This window comes from Roseinatronobacter alkalisoli (genome assembly GCF_028745735.1).
Lineage (GTDB): Bacteria > Pseudomonadota > Alphaproteobacteria > Rhodobacterales > Rhodobacteraceae > Roseinatronobacter > Roseinatronobacter alkalisoli.
The window spans coordinates 12,608-29,597 of the sequence record NZ_JAQZSM010000001.1 but is presented as its reverse complement, the minus strand read 5'-3'; the positions used below and the strand labels follow the sequence as shown (position 1 = coordinate 29,597).

Annotated in this window: 19 protein-coding genes; 9 read left to right on the top strand and 10 right to left on the bottom strand. The window is 59.6% G+C overall.

What is annotated here, in order from left to right:
* The first annotated feature begins 54 nt into the window (after nucleotides 1–54).
* Complete coding sequence (locus tag PUT78_RS00215; RefSeq protein ID WP_337994650.1) at nucleotides 55–375, top strand: arsenate reductase family protein; 321 nt, start codon at nucleotides 55–57, stop codon at nucleotides 373–375.
* 60 nt (nucleotides 376–435) lie between these two features.
* Here PUT78_RS00215 and PUT78_RS00210 read toward each other — a convergent pair whose 3' ends face one another.
* On the bottom strand, nucleotides 436–642 hold the full coding sequence (locus tag PUT78_RS00210) for a cold-shock protein (protein ID WP_274349975.1): 207 nt from the start codon (nucleotides 640–642) through the stop codon (nucleotides 436–438).
* Between the two features lie 209 nt (nucleotides 643–851).
* Here PUT78_RS00210 and PUT78_RS00205 point away from each other — a divergent pair, with 209 nt between their 5' ends.
* Entirely contained in the window at nucleotides 852–1,208 is a 357-nt protein-coding gene (locus PUT78_RS00205; RefSeq protein WP_274349974.1) for a hypothetical protein, read from the top strand.
* A 229-nt stretch (nucleotides 1,209–1,437) separates the two neighbouring features.
* Nucleotides 1,438–2,760 (top strand): DEAD/DEAH box helicase, encoded by a 1,323-nt coding sequence (locus tag PUT78_RS00200; protein ID WP_420793431.1) that lies wholly within the window; start codon nucleotides 1,438–1,440, stop codon nucleotides 2,758–2,760.
* Between the two features lie 60 nt (nucleotides 2,761–2,820).
* Here PUT78_RS00200 and PUT78_RS00195 read toward each other — a convergent pair whose 3' ends face one another.
* The gene (locus PUT78_RS00195; protein WP_274349973.1) at nucleotides 2,821–3,471 is read right to left on the bottom strand and encodes a pseudouridine synthase; all 651 of its coding nucleotides are present in this window, start codon (nucleotides 3,469–3,471) and stop codon (nucleotides 2,821–2,823) included.
* Nucleotides 3,472–3,601: 130 nt separating this feature from the next.
* On the opposite strand from PUT78_RS00195, the gene PUT78_RS00190 reads away from it, so the two are divergent.
* Entirely contained in the window at nucleotides 3,602–4,072 is a 471-nt protein-coding gene (locus tag PUT78_RS00190; protein ID WP_274349972.1) for a YbjN domain-containing protein, read from the top strand.
* A gap of 33 nt (nucleotides 4,073–4,105) precedes the next feature.
* Here PUT78_RS00190 and PUT78_RS00185 read toward each other — a convergent pair whose 3' ends face one another.
* Both PUT78_RS00185 and PUT78_RS00180 read right to left on the bottom strand, forming a co-directional pair.
* A complete protein-coding gene (locus PUT78_RS00185; RefSeq protein ID WP_274349971.1) occupies nucleotides 4,106–4,894 on the bottom strand; it encodes an exodeoxyribonuclease III in 789 nt (262 codons plus the stop codon).
* Nucleotides 4,895–5,081: 187 nt separating this feature from the next.
* Nucleotides 5,082–5,768: a response regulator transcription factor gene (locus PUT78_RS00180; protein ID WP_274349970.1), complete on the bottom strand. Its 687-nt coding sequence runs from the start codon at nucleotides 5,766–5,768 to the stop codon at nucleotides 5,082–5,084.
* A gap of 161 nt (nucleotides 5,769–5,929) precedes the next feature.
* Between PUT78_RS00180 and ribA the strand changes: the two genes are divergently transcribed.
* Together ribA and PUT78_RS00170 are read left to right on the top strand one after the other, a co-directional pair.
* A complete protein-coding gene (ribA, locus tag PUT78_RS00175; protein WP_274349969.1) occupies nucleotides 5,930–7,018 on the top strand; it encodes a GTP cyclohydrolase II in 1,089 nt (362 codons plus the stop codon).
* Nucleotides 7,015–7,524, top strand: coding sequence for a L,D-transpeptidase family protein (locus tag PUT78_RS00170; protein WP_274349968.1), 510 nt, complete (start codon nucleotides 7,015–7,017; stop codon nucleotides 7,522–7,524). Before ribA ends, PUT78_RS00170 begins: the two co-directional genes overlap by 4 nt.
* Nucleotides 7,525–7,528: 4 nt before the next feature.
* Here the strand turns inward: PUT78_RS00170 and PUT78_RS00165 are convergent, their stop codons facing one another.
* The 4 genes from PUT78_RS00165 to PUT78_RS00150 form a co-directional block, all read right to left on the bottom strand.
* Entirely contained in the window at nucleotides 7,529–8,167 is a 639-nt protein-coding gene (locus PUT78_RS00165; RefSeq protein ID WP_274349967.1) for a hypothetical protein, read from the bottom strand.
* A 51-nt stretch (nucleotides 8,168–8,218) separates the two neighbouring features.
* The gene (locus tag PUT78_RS00160) at nucleotides 8,219–8,353 is read right to left on the bottom strand and encodes an aa3-type cytochrome c oxidase subunit IV (RefSeq protein WP_274349966.1); all 135 of its coding nucleotides are present in this window, start codon (nucleotides 8,351–8,353) and stop codon (nucleotides 8,219–8,221) included.
* Nucleotides 8,354–8,443: 90 nt separating this feature from the next.
* On the bottom strand, nucleotides 8,444–9,475 hold the full coding sequence (locus tag PUT78_RS00155; RefSeq protein ID WP_274349965.1) for an MBL fold metallo-hydrolase: 1,032 nt from the start codon (nucleotides 9,473–9,475) through the stop codon (nucleotides 8,444–8,446).
* Between the two features lie 8 nt (nucleotides 9,476–9,483).
* Nucleotides 9,484–11,190 carry an acyl-CoA dehydrogenase gene (locus PUT78_RS00150; protein WP_274349964.1) on the bottom strand — a complete coding sequence of 569 codons (1,707 nt, stop codon included), beginning with the start codon at nucleotides 11,188–11,190 and terminating at the stop codon, nucleotides 9,484–9,486.
* Between the two features lie 129 nt (nucleotides 11,191–11,319).
* Between PUT78_RS00150 and PUT78_RS00145 the strand changes: the two genes are divergently transcribed.
* Nucleotides 11,320–12,285 carry an L-threonylcarbamoyladenylate synthase gene (locus PUT78_RS00145; protein WP_274349963.1) on the top strand — a complete coding sequence of 322 codons (966 nt, stop codon included), beginning with the start codon at nucleotides 11,320–11,322 and terminating at the stop codon, nucleotides 12,283–12,285.
* 15 nt (nucleotides 12,286–12,300) lie between these two features.
* Here PUT78_RS00145 and PUT78_RS00140 read toward each other — a convergent pair whose 3' ends face one another.
* Nucleotides 12,301–13,422: an amidohydrolase gene (locus tag PUT78_RS00140; RefSeq protein WP_274349962.1), complete on the bottom strand. Its 1,122-nt coding sequence runs from the start codon at nucleotides 13,420–13,422 to the stop codon at nucleotides 12,301–12,303.
* A gap of 168 nt (nucleotides 13,423–13,590) precedes the next feature.
* Between PUT78_RS00140 and PUT78_RS00135 the strand changes: the two genes are divergently transcribed.
* Complete coding sequence (locus PUT78_RS00135; RefSeq protein WP_274349961.1) at nucleotides 13,591–15,849, top strand: hybrid sensor histidine kinase/response regulator; 2,259 nt, start codon at nucleotides 13,591–13,593, stop codon at nucleotides 15,847–15,849.
* Here PUT78_RS00135 and yaaA read toward each other — a convergent pair.
* Complete coding sequence (gene yaaA / locus PUT78_RS00130; RefSeq protein WP_274349960.1) at nucleotides 15,789–16,562, bottom strand: peroxide stress protein YaaA; 774 nt, start codon at nucleotides 16,560–16,562, stop codon at nucleotides 15,789–15,791. The genes PUT78_RS00135 and yaaA overlap by 61 nt on opposite strands.
* Nucleotides 16,563–16,697: 135 nt before the next feature.
* On the opposite strand from yaaA, the gene PUT78_RS00125 reads away from it, so the two are divergent.
* Nucleotides 16,698–16,985: a YggT family protein gene (locus PUT78_RS00125; RefSeq protein WP_274349959.1), complete on the top strand. Its 288-nt coding sequence runs from the start codon at nucleotides 16,698–16,700 to the stop codon at nucleotides 16,983–16,985.
* Nucleotides 16,986–16,990: the final 5 nt, after the last annotated feature.

Sequence of the window (16,990 nt, the reverse complement as noted above, 5' to 3'; positions counted from 1 at the left end):
CGATAAGTTGTTCGCCGCGTCTATATCGCCCGAAATCCAGCCAAAGGGAACGACATGACACTGAAAATCTATGGGATCAAAACCTGTGACACATGCCGCAAGGCCCGCAAGGCCCTGCCCGATGCGCAATTCCACGACATGCGTGAAAGCCCGCTGGACAGCGCAACGATCGCACGGTTTCTGGACGCTTTCGGGGATGCATTGGTCAACAAATCATCGACCACCTGGCGCGGATTATCCGACGACGACAGAAACCGCCCTGCCGCAGACCTTCTGGCCGGGCATCCCACATTGATGAAACGCCCGGTCATCGACACGGGAAGTGCTGTATTTCTGGGCTGGAAACCGGATGTTCAGGCCGCGCTTGGGGTCTGAACACGGGTCGCACGCCCTTTCCCCTGCGCGCCGCAGCGGCAAGGGAAAGGGCCTGTGCCGCTACAGCAGTTTCAGATCACTCGCCGATTCACGGCCGTCCCGCCCGGCGCTCAGTTCATATGCAATCTTCTGGTTGTCGGCCAGACCGGTAAGGCCCGCACGCTCCACCGCAGAAATATGCACGAATACGTCCTTGCCGCCCCCGTCAGGTGCGATAAAACCGAATCCTTTGGTGGTGTTGAACCATTTGACTGTGCCTGTGGGCATCTGTTCACTCCGCATTTCTGTCCCTTGGCGGAATTGCCTTCGGGTCGTTCAGCCAGGTCTTCTAGTGCCGGCTGCGAAAACAGAGGCGGTCGTAGAAAGTCTGTCATCCCAGCCTGATCCTGCCATATGCGGGTTAAAACGCAAGAGTTTTGCGTATATGTGACAGGCATGACGGCCAAATGACCAATTTTTCAGAAGGATGCCTGATTATGCGTAACGCGGCTTTGGTACTGGGCCTTATCGGCGGACTTTGGGGCATGCTGATCGGCTTTTTCAGCTTCGGGTACACGGATTTGCTGATTCGCTATCCCGAACTTGCCGATATCACGGGCGGCGTGGCAAATATGGGCCTGATCCGCGTGATGAGCCTTGTTGCGCCGGTTCTGGCCATCGCGGGCGGCGCTATGGCGCGGTCGTCAAATGTGGTGGGCGGGGTTTTGCTGCTGATTTCCTGCATTGGCATGTATGTCACATTCGGCTTTGGTGTTTTCACCATGTTCCCCATTTCCATGTGCGCGCTGGCCGGTATTCTGGCCCTTTCCGCACGCCAGCCGGACCCGCATTGACCCGCCCCGATGGTATAAAGCCTTGACTTTCGGGCGCATGCCCCCCATTTGCAACGCACCTACAACTTGCCGCGTGAGCATTCGATCCGTTGTGGGCAGGGCATGAGGCCCGACCATTGCTTCCCGACATCACGCGTGGGGGGCGGCGCATCCGACATGCGCCCCCAAACCCGCCCCTGCCCTGTCAGGGGCACTACGCCTGTGCGGACAGGCCGTGAGAGGACTGATTTTGACTGATTTTACCATGTTCGGGCTGCGCCCCGTGCTGATGACAAGCCTTGAAGCCCAGGGCTTCGGCACCCCAACCCCAATTCAGGCCCGCGCGATCCCGATGATCATGCAAGGCCGCGACATTCTGGGGCTTGCCCAGACCGGCACCGGCAAAACGCTGGCCTTTGGCCTGCCTGTCATGCATGCGCTGCTGGGCAGCGAACGCCCCGCACCCAAAACCACAAGCGCGCTGATCCTTGCGCCGACGCGCGAACTGGTTACCCAGATTGCGACAACACTCGATGGCTTTGCCCGCAAGACCCCGCTGAAGGTTCAGCGCGTTGTCGGTGGCGCGGGCCTGAACCCGCAAATCCAGAAACTGGCCAAGGGCTGCGATATTCTGGTGGCGACACCGGGCCGTCTGCTTGACCTGCTGGAACGGCGCGCGCTGACCCTGCACGCAACGCAGATGCTGGTTCTGGACGAAGCTGACCAGATGCTTGATCTGGGCTTTATCCATGCGCTGCGCAAAATCGCGTCGCTGTTGCCGAAGGAACGCCAGACGCTGATGTTCTCGGCGACGATGAACAAGCAGATGAACGAAATCGCAGATGCCTATCTGGACCGCGCTGAGCGCATTCAGGTATCCGCGCCGGGCCGCCCCGCCGACAAGATCGACCAATCCGTGCATTTTGTGCCTCAGGGTGACAAGGCGCGCGTGCTGGAAGGGTATCTGAAAACCCATCCCGACGAACTGGCGCTGGTGTTTTCACGCACCAAGCACGGTGCCGAAAAACTGATGAAGCTGCTGAACGACTGGGGCATTCCGACCGGGTCGATTCATGGCAACAAAAGTCAGGGGCAACGCGAACGCACATTGCAGGGCTTCCGCGAAGGCAAGGTCAAGGTTCTGGTCGCAACCGATGTTGCGGCACGCGGCATCGATATTCCCGACATGCGCCATGTCTATAACTATGACCTGCCGGAAGTGCCGGAAAACTACGTTCACCGCATTGGCCGCACAGCCCGCGCAGGTGCGACGGGTCGCGCCATCGCGTTTTGCGCGCCCGCCGAAATGGGCGATCTGCGCGCCATCGAAAAACTGATGCGGATTGAACTGGCTGTAGCCGGTGGCACACCATGGGCCGATGATCTGGCAGGCCCGGCGCGCGCAGCAGCGCGGAAACGTGGTCCGCAGCGTGGTGGTGGCCGCCCGCAGCAACGCGCCGGCGATGAAGGGCAAAACCGCAAACCGCGCCAGAAAAGCTTTGGCAAGCGCACGGGACCGGGCAAACCCGCCGGGCAATCCGGCGGCAAAGACCGTCACCGCCGGTCAGCTTGATCCAATACAATCAGGGGCGCAAATTGCGCCCCTTTTTCGTATCGCGTGCCCGTCAGGCATTCAGAACGGAACCGGGGCCGCTATCGTCATGCTATGCCCCGTCGCCGGGTGTTTCAGCCGCAAGGATTGCGCATGCAGCATCAGTCGCGGATATCCAAGCGCGTCCCCGGTCGCATATAGCGTATCCCCCAGAATGACATGCCCGATGGCCAGCATATGAACGCGCAGCTGATGGCTGCGCCCGGTCAGCGGCGTCAGACGCAAGCGCGATGCACCCTCTTCATGGCGGATCAGTTTCCAGTCCGTCTGGGCGGGGCGCCCGGTGTCGTGGCAGACTTTCTGCAACGGACGGTTGGGCCAGTCCACAATCAAGGGCAGGTCCACATGCCCTTCGGTCCCGTCAACATGACCTGCGACACGCGCGATATAATACTTGCGGGTCTTGCGCCCCTCAAACTGCTGCCCCAGATGGGCTTGTGCGGCAGATGTGCGCGCGAAAACCATAACCCCCGATGTATCCAGATCCAGCCGATGTACCAACAGGATGTCAGGGTAAATCCGCGCCAGACGGCTAATCATGCAATCCGCCTTGTCCGGCCCCCGGCCGGGCACGGATAACAGGCCCGCGGGTTTATCGACAAAAACGACATCCTCATCCTGATGCAGGATCACTGGCGCGTCGGGGGGCGGGGCGTAAACAAAATCTGACATGCGCCAGACCATGGCGCAGCAAGGCCCTGCAGCACAAGGGGCATTCCTGCACCACGGCGATCAAATGCCACTTGCCTGATACCGACAGGCGGTGCTACGCATTAGGTACTCATCACAAGGATTTTATCTCATGCGTATGTCCGCGATCCCGACACTTATTGCATTTGCGGGCAGTCTTGCCCTTGCCCCTGCCGCCATAGCCCAATCCCTGATCGACGCGGGCGATGTCGATGCCATAGCCAATATCGCGCGCGGCTACGGGTCCGCCACCATCCAGTCCGACAATGTCGGGGATCCGCAGATCCTGGGTCGGATTGACGGGGTTATGTATACGGTCAATTTCTATGGTTGCACCAACGGGGCAGATTGCACGACGGTTCAGTTCCGGGCGGGCTGGAAAAACCCCGGTGACATCACACTTGACGACATGAACCTGTGGAATCAGGACAAGCGCTTCGGCAAAGCCTATCTGGACTTTGAAGACGATCCTGTCATCGAATGGGACGTAAACCTGTTCGGTGGTGTCAGTACGCAAAATCTGGACGACACCTTCGATTGGTGGCGCATCGTGCTAGAGAATTTCACCGCGGATTATTTCTGACGGGCATATGCCCGATCTGCCGGTTTGCGCGACCTACAGATCGAAGGTCGCGAAAACTGGCGCGTGGTCGGATGGTTGTGTCCAGCCGCGTGCATCCCGCAGAATGCGCGACCCGTGCCCTGCCGCCGATATGTCACGACTGGCCCAGATGTGGTCCAGCCGACGCCCCTTGTCCGCAGCGTCCCAGTCGCGCGCGCGATAGGACCACCACGAATATAGCTGCCCTTCGGGAATATCCGCGCGGGTGATATCCACCCATGCGCCGGATTCCTGCGCATCCGCCAGATGCGCCACCTCGATCGGGGTATGGCTGACCACTTTCAGAAGCTGCTTGTGCGACCAGACGTCATCTTCACGTGGTGCGATGTTCAGATCACCCACCAGAATCGATTTTTCGGGCCGGTTTGCGCCAAAATGGTCGCGCAATTCTGTCAAGTAATCCAGCTTGTGACCAAATTTTTCATTCACGGTGCGATCAGGCACATCGCCGCCTGCCGGAATATAGCAGTTGTGAATGATGACCCCGTTTTCCAGCCGCGCTGCCACATGCCGCGCATCGCCCTTTGTGCACCAGTCGATATGCCCCGCATCCGCCAGCGGCAGGCGCGACAGGATGGCAACCCCGTTATACCCTTTCTGCCCGCGCGCGGCCCAATACCCGTAGCCCGCCTGCGCAAACAGATCGAATGGAATCATGTCTACAGGGCTTTTGCATTCCTGCAGACACAGGATATCGGGCGCTTCTTCGCGCAGCAATTTCAGAACCAGTTCAGCGCGCAGCCGAACAGAATTGATATTCCAGGTGGCAAGGGTAAAGGGCATGGTAAACTCCGGCTGATTGCCCCTTCATGCACAGTGCAGGCCCGCGCGACAACCCTGAACCGCAAAGAAAAAGGTCCGGACATAATGTCCGGACCATCAGGGAGGGAGGGAGGAGAGAAAGAAACAATCGCTTCTGTATGCCAGTATTGCCGCCAATATGGGCAACAATAAGGCAGTTTCTCAGTGTTCAGGCTGCCAGACGATACCCGCCCGATTCCGTCACCAGCAGGCTTGCATTGGACGGATCAGGTTCAATCTTCTGGCGCAGGCGGTAGATATGGGTTTCCAGCGTATGCGTGGTGACCCCGGCGTTATAACCCCACACTTCGTGCAGCAGCACATCGCGCGGAACCACCCCTTCGGGCGCGCGATACAGGAATTTCAGGATATTGGTTTCCTTCTCCGTCAGGCGGATCTTGCGCTCATTCTCATCGATCAGCATTTTCTGCGCGGGCTTGAACAGATAGGGTCCAAGCTGGAACACCGCATTTTCCGACTGTTCGTGCTGGCGCAATTGTGCGCGCAGGCGGGCCAGCAGAACCGGCAGTTTGAACGGCTTGGTGATGTAATCATTCGCGCCCGAATCCAGCCCCAGAATGGTGTCTGCATCCGAATCATGTCCTGTCAACATGATGACCGGTGACTTGAAACCGGCCTTGCGCATGCGTTTGCACAATTCGCGGCCATCCGTGTCAGGTAAACCGACATCCAGAATCGCCAGATCAAACTGGCCGGTGCGGACCTTGTCCATCGCCTCGGCACCGTTCGCGGCCTCGAACACATCGAATTCGTCGGTCATGACAAGTTGTTCCGACAGCGCTTCGCGCAGATCGTCATCGTCATCAACCAACAGCACCTTGTTCAGCTTGGGCATTGAATATCCTCCAGTTCTTTCTCTCTCATAAATGTGAGGGCGTATTGCCAAGGACAAGATTTGCTACAACAGACTCACGCGGACGTGTCGGATGCGGGCAATATGTTTCAATTTCCCTGACATCGGTCTATGTGAAAGACGACAGCGAAGCGGAATAGCGCATGATACTTGGCCTGACACCGGTGGAACTGATTAACCGCGCCCGCGCGGATTTGCGGTTGGGGGTGCCTGTCATCCTGCGTGACGGCCCTGCAGCCGCAATTATTCTGGCCGCCGAAATGGCCACACCCGCACGACTGGCAGAATTGCAGATGCTGGGGCCGGCGCTGGTGCTGGCACTGACACGCCACCGTGCCGACACGCTGAAGGCCCGCGCCTATGATGGCGATCTTGCGCGCGTTGTCGTGCCCGCAGGCGCGCAGGTAGGCTGGATACGCGCGCTGGCGGATCCGGCAGATGACCTGCGCCACCCGATGAAGGGACCGTTGCGCACCGAACGCGACGGCGCGGCCGATTTCCATCGTGCGGCCCTTGCACTGGCGAAATCTGCGCAGCTACTGCCTGCCGCACTGGTCCTGACACTGGACACTATCGCAGCAGTGGAAAACGCGGGCCTGACCGAACTGCCGATTGCAGAATTGAACACCGCATTGGCAAGCGAAACACAGCTGTCAGCCGTCATCAGCGCGCGCCTGCCCATGGCCGCCGCACAAGCGGGCCGCGTGCATATTTTCCGCCCGCGTGATGGCGGGGTTGAACATTATGCAATCGAAATCGGCCAGCCGGACCGCAGCGCGCCGGTTCTGGCACGATTGCATTCGGCGTGTTTCACTGGCGATGTGCTGGGCAGCCTGAAATGCGATTGCGGACCGCAATTGCAGGCGGCACTGACGCAGATGGGGCGCGAAGGGGCCGGTGTTCTGCTATATCTGAATCAGGAAGGGCGCGGTATCGGGCTGGCCAACAAAATGCGGGCCTATTCCTTGCAGGATCAGGGTTTCGACACGGTAGAGGCAAACCACAGGCTGGGATTTGAAGATGACGAACGTGATTTCCGCATCGGCGCTGCATTGCTGCGCAAGATGGGTTTTCAACAGGTGCGGCTGCTGACCAATAACCCGCGCAAGGTGGACATGCTGAATGACCACGGCCTGAGCGTCATCGAACGTGTCCCGCTGCGCGTGGGCGAAACGGATGAAAACCGCGCCTATCTGGCCACAAAAGCCGCAAAGTCAGGGCATTTGCTGTGACGCGCTACGATATGGTTCTGACGCGGCAGGGGTTGCGTTTCATGGGGCGGATGTGGCCCTGCACCATCGGTCGCGGCGGCGTGCGCCATGACAAGCACGAAGGCGATGGTGCAACACCCACAGGCGTTCATCGGCTGGTGGGCATGCTATACCGGCCCGACCGGATTGCGCGACCCACGGACTGGGCAACGCCCATTGGCCCGCGCGACCTGTGGTCGGATGATCCCGCGCATGAAGATTATAACCTGATTGTGCGCGCGCCCTATCCGTTCAGTCACGAAGCACTGCGCCGCGCGGACCCGTTATATGATCTGGTCATTCTGACGGATTGGAACTGGCCCCACGCGGAATGCGGGCGTGGGTCGGCCATCTTCATCCATCAATGGCGCAGGCCAGGCTTCCCCACTGCCGGATGCATTGGCCTGTCGCGCAACAGCCTGCACAGGATTGCGCCGCTTATCCGGTATGAAACGCGCCTGATCGTGCCAGGCACGCTGGCAGGCTGAACGCTTACAGCGGTTGCTGCACCGCATAGGCTTTGCGCAGTACATCCGGGTCGTTATGGTGCAACTCAACAGTGGTGACGCCGGGAAGCTGCGCAAAATCCTGCATCAGGCGGTGTGGATGCCAGTTGCGGCTTATCCCTTCCAGTCCGGGAAGCTGCTGCAATATCCCCGATGTAGAAATAGCACATCGCGCCGAACCAACAGGTCCGGCCTGCTGCACAAGCGCCATCGCCTGTGCAGCAACGTCCGGGGTTACCCGCAGGCGCTGGACCACGGCATAATGCGATTCCCGCACATGGCTAAGAAAGAATGACGCGCCAACCGCAGGCGTCATCCCGTAATGCACATCATTGCGTTCGGGGGCGGCATCCAGATGCCAGCTTCCGGCAGGGTCGAACAAAACCCGTTCCGCACCATTTATGAACAGCGCCGTATGATGCCCGTTCCCGGACTGATGATGCATGATGGTCACAAGGGTCAGTTCCGGCGCACCGCCATGCACATGGCGCGCTGCAGCGACAGCTTCATCGCTGGCCCAGATTTGCTGGCCCCCGCAGGCGGTCAAAAACAGGAACGCGAATACCAGAAACGCAGCAGGAATTGCGCCCTGACGTCGGCCCAAGGGCATAACATTTACCGGCATCCACAACCTCATTTACAAATACGGAACCCGCAATTACCGGGCACGCTGCCGTCAGGCATTTGCCAGGGCAAGGAAGATCAGCGCCGCGATGGAAATCGCGGCGACCCAGACTGAATACCGGATAAAGCCCGCGAAGGTCTTTTCCTGTTCCCGGATATCCATTTTACCATGCTCATGTTCGGCCATCGGGTGCTCCTGTTCGTTGGATTCCGGTTTTCGATATAATATCGCAGGCGATCTGTCACCCCCGCTTCAACACCGATTGATACCCGTATTTCAGACCGCCTGCCACAACCAGACACCATCTTCGCCCATCCAGCGCCGCGCCCGCCCCGTAGCGGTAAGGTGGTTCAGATGCGCAACAGCTTCGACCAGCGCCAACCCATAGACCGCGCCCGTAATCTCGCGCTTGAACAGGGGTCCGAAGCACGCACCCGCCTTGCGCGGTTCGGACAGATGCTGATGCAGGCGATTCAGCGCGCCAATGTGGTTTTCAATCATCTGATTCAACCGCAATGGCAAACCGGTAAAAGGCAGCTTATGCCCCGGCAGAACCAGTTGGTCGTCGCGCGCAAATTCCTTAAACCGCACGCAACTCGCCAGCCATTCGGCAACCGGGTCAGCATCCGGTTCGGTCGCATAGACCCCCAGATTGGCTGAAATAGATGGTAGCAACTGGTCCGCGCCCAGAACCAGATTGCAGCTTTGCGACCACAGGGTAATCTGGTCCGGGGCATGCCCCTGCCCCAGACGCACCACCCAGTCCCGCCCGCCAGCATGCAGCACGTCCCCGTCTGCCACCCGGTGATACCCCAATGGCAGCGGCGCAACGCGATCACAGAAATTGAACGGCCGTTCCTGCGCACGCTGCGCCAGAACGCCCGGTTCCATGCCCGAACGCTTCCAGAATTCCAGTGTTTCCGGGTTCGGGCGGTGCTGCTCATCCAGCACCATCATCCGCGCCATCAGCCATGCGGTGCGGCTGGTCCACAGGTTTGCGCCCTGCGCCTGAAACCAGCCCGCAAGGCCAATATGGTCAGGGTGATGATGGCTTGCGATAACCCGCCGGACGGGCTTGCCCTGCAATGGCCCGGCCAGCAGGCTGGCCCAGGTATCGCGCGTGGCCGTGTCATCAAAGCCGGTGTCGAACAGGGTCCAGCCATCGCCGTCATCCAACACAAAGGCATTCACATGATCAAGCGCCATCGGCAGGGCCAGCCGCAGCCAGAACACCCTGTCCGCAACGCAAGTCACCTGCCCCGCAGGGGGTGGCGTTGGAAACGGGTAGCGCAAGCCTGATCTGCTCATATGCCCCATCAAGCGGCCAGATCGTCATCGGACAAGGCATAAAGCACCTTCGCGCCCGCCCGCGCCTGCATCAGCAAACCCGCATGTTCCGGCAGAATACGCTGGATGAACACCCGCGCCAGCATCTGGCGGGCATTGTCCCCTTCGATGGCAGCTTTCAGGTGGAAATGCGCACCAAGAACACGCGCAAAAGCCCGCAAATACGCCGCGCCCCCTGCCGCACGGTCTGTCATATCCTGTGCAACCAGCCATTCGGTTGTTTCGCGCAGGCTTTCGGCGGCCTGCCAGACATCATCGGCCAGATCAGGGAAAGATGCGCGCGCGGATTCGGCGAAATCCTCGACTTCCTGCAACAGCCGGAAGGCCGCTTCACCGCCATCCATCATCTTGCGCCCGACAAGGTCCATGGCCTGAATCCCGTTCGTTCCTTCATAGATCGCGGTCACCCGCACATCGCGCAGATATTGCGCAGCGCCTGTTTCCTCTATGAACCCCATGCCACCATGAACCTGGATGCCGGTGCTTGCAACCTCGATCCCGGTATCGGTGCCCTGCGCCTTGGTGATGGGGGTCAGAAGCGCCGCACGCGCCGCCCATTCATCAGCCCCGGTGGCGCGCGCCATATCAATTGCAACACTGTTGGCCAGCGCAATGGCGCGGGCGGCAAATATCTCGGCTTTCATCATCGACAACATGCGCCGGACATCCGCATGTTCAATGATGGCCCCTGCCGCGTTCTGCGGCGTGCGACCCTGCCTGCGTTCGCGCGCATAAGCAAGCGCGTGCTGGAATGCACCTTCGGCAGCACCAATCCCCTGCACGCCCACGCCTACGCGGGCATTGTTCATCATGGTGAACATCGCAGCCATCCCCTTGTTGGGGGCGCCCACCATCCAGCCAATGGCATTGTCATATTCCATCACCGCCGTGGGCGACCCATGCAGGCCCATCTTGTGTTCCAGTGACACCACCCGCAAGCTGTTGCGCGCACCAAGGCTACCATCGGCATCCGGGATGATTTTCGGCACCATGAACAGGCTGATCCCTTTTGTGCCTTCCGGCGCGCCCGGCAGTCGGGCAAGGACCAGATGGCAGACATTTTCAGCCATGTCATGATCGCCCCAGCTGATGTAGATTTTCTGCCCGGAAATGCGGAAACTGCCATCCGGCTGCGGCTCTGCCTTGCTGCGCAGCGCGCCGACATCACTGCCTGCCTGCGGTTCGGTCAGGTTCATTGTGCCGGTCCATTCGCCTGAAATCAGCTTCGGCAGGTACAGCGCCTTCATCCAGTCATCAGCATGGTGTTCCAGCGCCTCTATCTGGCCCTGCGACATCAGCGGGCACAGTTCCAGCGACAAACAGGCCGAGGACATCATGTCATTGAGCACCACAGCCAATGTCTGCGGCAGGCCCATGCCGCCATATTCGGGGTCTGCAGCAATACCCAGCCAGCCGCCTTCGGCAATGGCACGGAACCCGTCCGCATAGCCGGGCGCAGTGCGCACGATGCCGTTTTCCAGCCGGGCGGGGTTCAGGTCACCCGCGCGTTGCAGCGGCGACATGACTTCTTCGCACAGGCGCGCGGCTTCGGTCAGAATGGCAGTCGTCGTTTCCGGGCTGGCTTCGGCAAAGCGATCGGTCCGGCGCACCTGATCAAAGGCAACGATATGGTCCAGTAGAAAATCGAAATCCTGAAGCGGGGCACGATAGGGCATGGGGCCTCCTGACAAGGTGCTGTATCCTGTTGCGGGTGCGGCGGCGCTTGGCAAGGCACGCCATGCACCCTATGAACGCTGTTCTAGCCCGCCGCAGCGGATTCCCAAACAAGGACGCCACGTCACAACATGACTTCGCAATGCGATCAGACCGAAATACTGGATGCGACGCCCGCAGGCATTTCCCGCGCCGGCACCATTCTGCGCGGCGGCGGACTGGTCGCTATTCCCACGGAAACCGTTTATGGGCTGGCAGGCGATGCGCGCAATCCCGCAGCGGTCAGCGCCATTTTTGCGGCCAAGGGGCGGCCTGCGCATAACCCGCTGATTGTCCATGTTGCCGATCTGGACATGGCACTGGCACTGGCGCGGCCGGACACAACCGCGCGTGCGCTGGCGCAGCATTTCTGGCCCGGTGCCCTGACGCTGGTTGCGCCGTTGCGGGACGGGCACGGGCTGGCCCCTGCGGTGACGGCGGGCCTGAATACGGTTGCGCTGCGTATGCCCGCGCATCCCGCAGCGCAGGCATTGCTGGCGGCATTCGGCGGGCCGGTAGCCGCACCTTCGGCGAACCCGTCCGGCCAGATCAGCCCGACAACCGCCGCGCATGTCATGGCAGGTCTGTCGGGGCGCATTGCGGCAGTTCTGGATGGCGGGGCATGCCCGGTCGGCGTGGAATCCACCATCATCGGCACGGATGACACAGACCGCACCGTCGTGCTGCGCGCGGGTGGCATCAGTCCCGAAATGATGGCCGATGTGCTGGGCTATATGCCTGTACCAGCGCAGGTAACCAGCATCACGGCCCCCGGACAGCTGGCATCACATTACGCCCCGCGCGCGTCCGTGCGCCTGAACGCGCGCGCGCCCGAAGGTTCTGAAGTCTGGATAGGGTTCGGCCCGGATTGCGCAGGTGCGGATTTCACCCTGTCCGCCAAGGGCGATCTGGCCGAGGCCGCATCGCAGCTTTTCGCGATCCTGCACAAGGCCGACGCCACAGGCCGACCGATTGCCGTGGCCCCTGTGCCGGAACACGGGCTGGGGCTGGCCATCAATGACCGGCTGCGCCGCGCCGCAGCCCCACGCGAAATCTGACGCCGCGCGCCCAGCCTATACCTGCTGGCATTCATCCAGAATAGTGCGGAACAATCGCACGGCAGGCGCGATCAATGCATCCGGAAAATCGTAATCCGGGTTGTGCAGGCTAGGAACATCCAGCCCTGCACCCAGAAAGAACAATGCCGTGCGCGCTGTGGCGCTGAACGCCCCGAAATCCTCTGATGCGCGCATGGGCAAGGTGAAATCCCCCGGTGGCATGTCCAGTTTTGCTGCGGCACGCGCCACAATGGCGGCGGCGGCGGGGTCGTTTATACTGGCGTTGAAATGGTCATGGCGACTGATCCGCACATCCAGCCGGTATTGGCGGGCAAGCGTTTCGGTCAGCCCGCGCAATTCCCGCTCAAAGGCGTCCAGCGCAGGGTCGGTGATTGTGCGCAGGGTTATCCAGAGTTCCGCCTGTGCAGGGGCAATTCCGAACGCTGGTTGTCCCATGTTCAGATGGCACAGAGTCGCAAGCCGCCCATCCTGCCCCGGCTGAAACTGCTGAACCCATGCCAGCAACTGCTGCAGGACCGGCGCAGGCGATTGGCCCGTTTCCGGCTGGGCAGCATGGGCTTCGCGCCCGTTTAGCCGCAGCCGCAGCCCCACCGATGCACATGCCGCAGGCCCCGCCGCCACGGCCAGATGCCCCAGCGCCAGCCCCGGCATGTTATGCAGTGCGAACGCCCAATCCGGGCGCAAAGGGGTAAAGCGCGGGTTGGCCAGCACCGCGCGCGCGCCCTCGCCGGTTTCCTCGGCGGGTTGAAACAACAAGATAACGCGGCCTGCGCGCGGTGGATCATCCGCCAGATTGCGTGCCAGCCCCGCCAGTATCGCCATATGCCCGTCATGCCCGCATAGATGCGCCACGCCCTCCCTGCCCGAACGGTGGAAAATATCGCCGCGTTCCTGTATCGGCAGCGCATCCAGTTCGGCGCGGAACATGACGGTCAGTCCGTCCTCTGGCCCCTCAAAGATTGCGGCCACACCATGCCCGCCCAGACCATCCACGATCCGGGCGGGGCCGCATTCGTGCAAAAAGGCAGTAATCCGGCGCGCTGTCGGCCCCTCGTTCCCTGACAGGTCCGGATGGCGGTGCAGATCGTGGCGCAGGCGGACAAGGGGGTCGGTCATAGGGGCACTTTCACGATGGTCTGCATATGTTTCAGGCAAATGACCATTGTTGTCCAGTCCGGACATATTGCGCCATCGCGGGTGAAAGCCGACAGCGTTAAGCCCATATTCACCGATGAACCCGATAGTATTGCACAAGCATCAGTCAGGTTGGTTTGTAGCAATAGAATGGCCACTCGTCTTTCAGATCAGGTCATACGGGAACGTCGTGCGCGTTTGCGCGCGGAACGTCTGCTGGAACACGCCCGGATGGAATTGCGCGCTGCCAATGACCGCCTGAAAGCCCATGCGTTCAACCTGTCTGACCAGATTATTGAACAGCGTGCCGAATTGCAGGATATGCGCAGCATTGCTGAAGAACTCGCAGGGAAAAATACACAGGCTTCTCAGGAATTGCAGATTGCACATTCCGTTGCGGATCTGGCCGATATGCGGTTGCGCGAAGCCATCGAAACCATCGCCGATGGCTTCGCCGTTTTTGACAACGCGCAGAAGCTGGTTCTGGCAAATCAGGCTTATCTGAGCGTCTTTGACGGGTTTGCAGAAGTCACGCAAGGTATCGGATATAACCGCATTCTTGAAATCTGCGCCTATGAAGGGCTGGTCGATCTGCAAGGCGCGGAATCCGGGGAATGGGTGCAATCCATGCTGGCACGCTGGGGAAAACCCCAAATCACACCGCTTGAAATGCATTTTACCAATGGAATCAGTGTGCGGCTGATGGACCGGCGCGTGCCCAATGGCGATTTTGTCAGCCTTGTGCGCAATATCACGCGCAGCTTGCGCTATCAGGCGGAACTGATCGCGGCACAGGCGCAGGCCGAAACCGCGGCGCAGGCCAAATCCGCGTTTCTTGCGAATATGAGCCATGAAATACGCACACCAATGAACGGCGTCGTCGGCATGGCCGAGCTTCTGGCGGAAACCCGGCTTGACAATGAACAGCGCATCTATGCCGAAACCATACGCAACAGCGGGCAGGCGCTGGTCACCATCATCAATGACATTTTGGATTTCTCCAAAATGGATGCTGGCAAGATGGAATTGCATCCGGAAATATTCGATCTGGAAAAAACCATACATGAAGTTCTGACATTGCTGGCACCTGCGGCGCGCGGCAAACTGATAGAACTTATTCTGGACTATGACATCTTTCTGCCGCGCCAGTTTCACGCCGATCCGGGCCGTGTGCGGCAGGTGCTGACAAATCTGATTGGAAATGCCGTCAAGTTCACCGAAACCGGTTATGTGCTGGTGCGCGCCCTGGGTGTCAGTAAATCCGCAGAGCACCAGCTTATCCACATAACGGTTGAGGATACCGGCATCGGTATTTCGCCAGAAGACCGCGAACATGTCTTTTCCGAATTTCAACAGGTCGAAGACGCATCAAACCGACGGTTCGAGGGGTCGGGGCTTGGCCTTGCGATTTCAAGACGCATCGTCGAAATGATGGGGGGGAATATCTGGCTTGAATCCGAACCGGGTGTCGGTTCTTGTTTCGGGTGTTCACTGAATCTGGAAATCGCGACAGAGGCAAGCCATAGCTTCCCGCCCCCATTACCATCGCAGTTGAACCAGATCCTGCTGATCAGCGATCATCTGATCAGCCGCGCAATTCTGGAACGACATTTTCAGTCTGCGCGAGTCAGGATCCTGACAACCACGCAATCCCAGCCCGCAATCCGCTTGCTGGCGCAGCACAAAGTTGATCTTGCGCTTATCGACCAGGACCTGACATCCGATGATCCTATGCATATTGTCCGCGCCATTCACGAAAACGCCCCCGGATGCCCCATGATCATGTTGTGCTCGGCCATGGGGGAACATACTGAATTTTCCGCAACCGGTGTTCCGCTTCATCCACTGCCCAAGCCGCTTTTATGGCGGGACGTCGCGCTGGCCATCTGCGGGATTTTCACAGAAGCCGCGCCGCCGGGCAAGGAAAGCGCCCCCGCCAACCAACCGCAAATGCGCCTTGCGCCGCATGTCCGGCAGCTAAAGGTGCTATACGCCGAAGATAATGCAACCAACCGGCTGGTTTTCGGCAAAATGCTGAAAGGGCTGGATCTGGAACTGCAATACGCTGTGAACGGGCGCGAGGCGGTCGAAAAATTCACATCCATGCAGCCCGACATTATCTTTATGGATGTATCCATGCCTGAAATGGACGGGCGAGAAGCGACGCGCCACATACGCGCCATGCCCGAAGGGCAGGCTGTGCCGATTATTGCCCTGACCGCGCATGCGCTAAGCGAAGAAACAGAAAAAATGCTTGCTGCGGGCATGAGCGAGGCACTTACCAAACCCTTGCGCAAGTCGGCCCTGATCGACGCCATCCAGCGCCACAGCCCGGATATGAACCCGCATCATATGGCGCGTATGAAAACCGGCCTGTCCGGCCCTGACGCTTCCGGATCGAACGCATAGCCCGCAGTGGTGAAATCACTCAAATCAGCCGGGTCTTGCAGCCGGTTTTCAAGAATATAGCGCGCCATCGCACCCCGCGCTTTCTTGGCATAGAAACTGACAACCTTCGGGTCGTCCCCATCGCGGGTTTCCATGAACACAGGTGTGATCACGCGCAAGTCGAGATGCGCCAGATCGACGGCACCAAAATATTCCTGCGATGCGCAGTTCACCAATATCCGCGTCCGGGCCGCTTCGGCTGCGGCATTCAGTGCGTCCGAAATCCGGCTGTCCCAATAGTCATACAGGTTTTTCCCATGCGCCCCGGCAAGGCGGCTGCCCATTTCCAGACGATAGGGTTGCAACGCATCGAACGGGCGCAACAGGCCGTATAATCCCGAAAGGATACGCAAATGCCCATACGCCCAGTCCAGCGCATCCGCGTCCAGCGAACGCGCATCCAGCCCGGTATAGGTGTCACCCGCGAAACCATAAATGGCGGCGCGCGTTTGCTCCGGTGCGGGATCGGCAGAAAACACTGCCAGACGATCCATGTTCAGTTCGGCCAGTTTGTCGCTAATATGCATCAGCTTCTTCAGACCATCCGCGCCAAGCCCGTGCGCAAGCTGCGCCAGTTCGGCGGCCTTGTCCTGAAACAGTGGTCTGGTCAATGGGCGCGGTTGCCCGGTGACGGACCAATCCAGCTTTTTCGCAGGGGACAAGATCACAAGCATGGAAACCCTTTCCGATAATCAGCGCCTGACTACCTAGCCAAAGGCGGGGATTTGTCCAGCCAGCATTGTCGTAAATGGTTGCCCTTCCTGCGCCCAACCCCTAGTTTCCCCGTAAACCCAAGCACGAGGCAAAAAATGCTGTCCCTGATCCAGATTATTCTGCTTGTTCTGAACGTGGCACAATTCATCATCCTTGCGCATATTATCCTGAGTTGGCTGATAAATTTTCAGGTTCTGAGTCTGAATTCACCTGTCGTTGGCTCTATCTGGGATGGGCTGAACCGGCTTCTGGAACCCGCCTACAGCCGTATCCGCCAGTTCATGCCCGATCTGGGCGGCATCGACCTTGCACCGCTGATTGCATTGCTGATCATCTATGGCCTGCGTATCATTCTGATCAACAATATAGGCATGTTCGTCTGACGTAA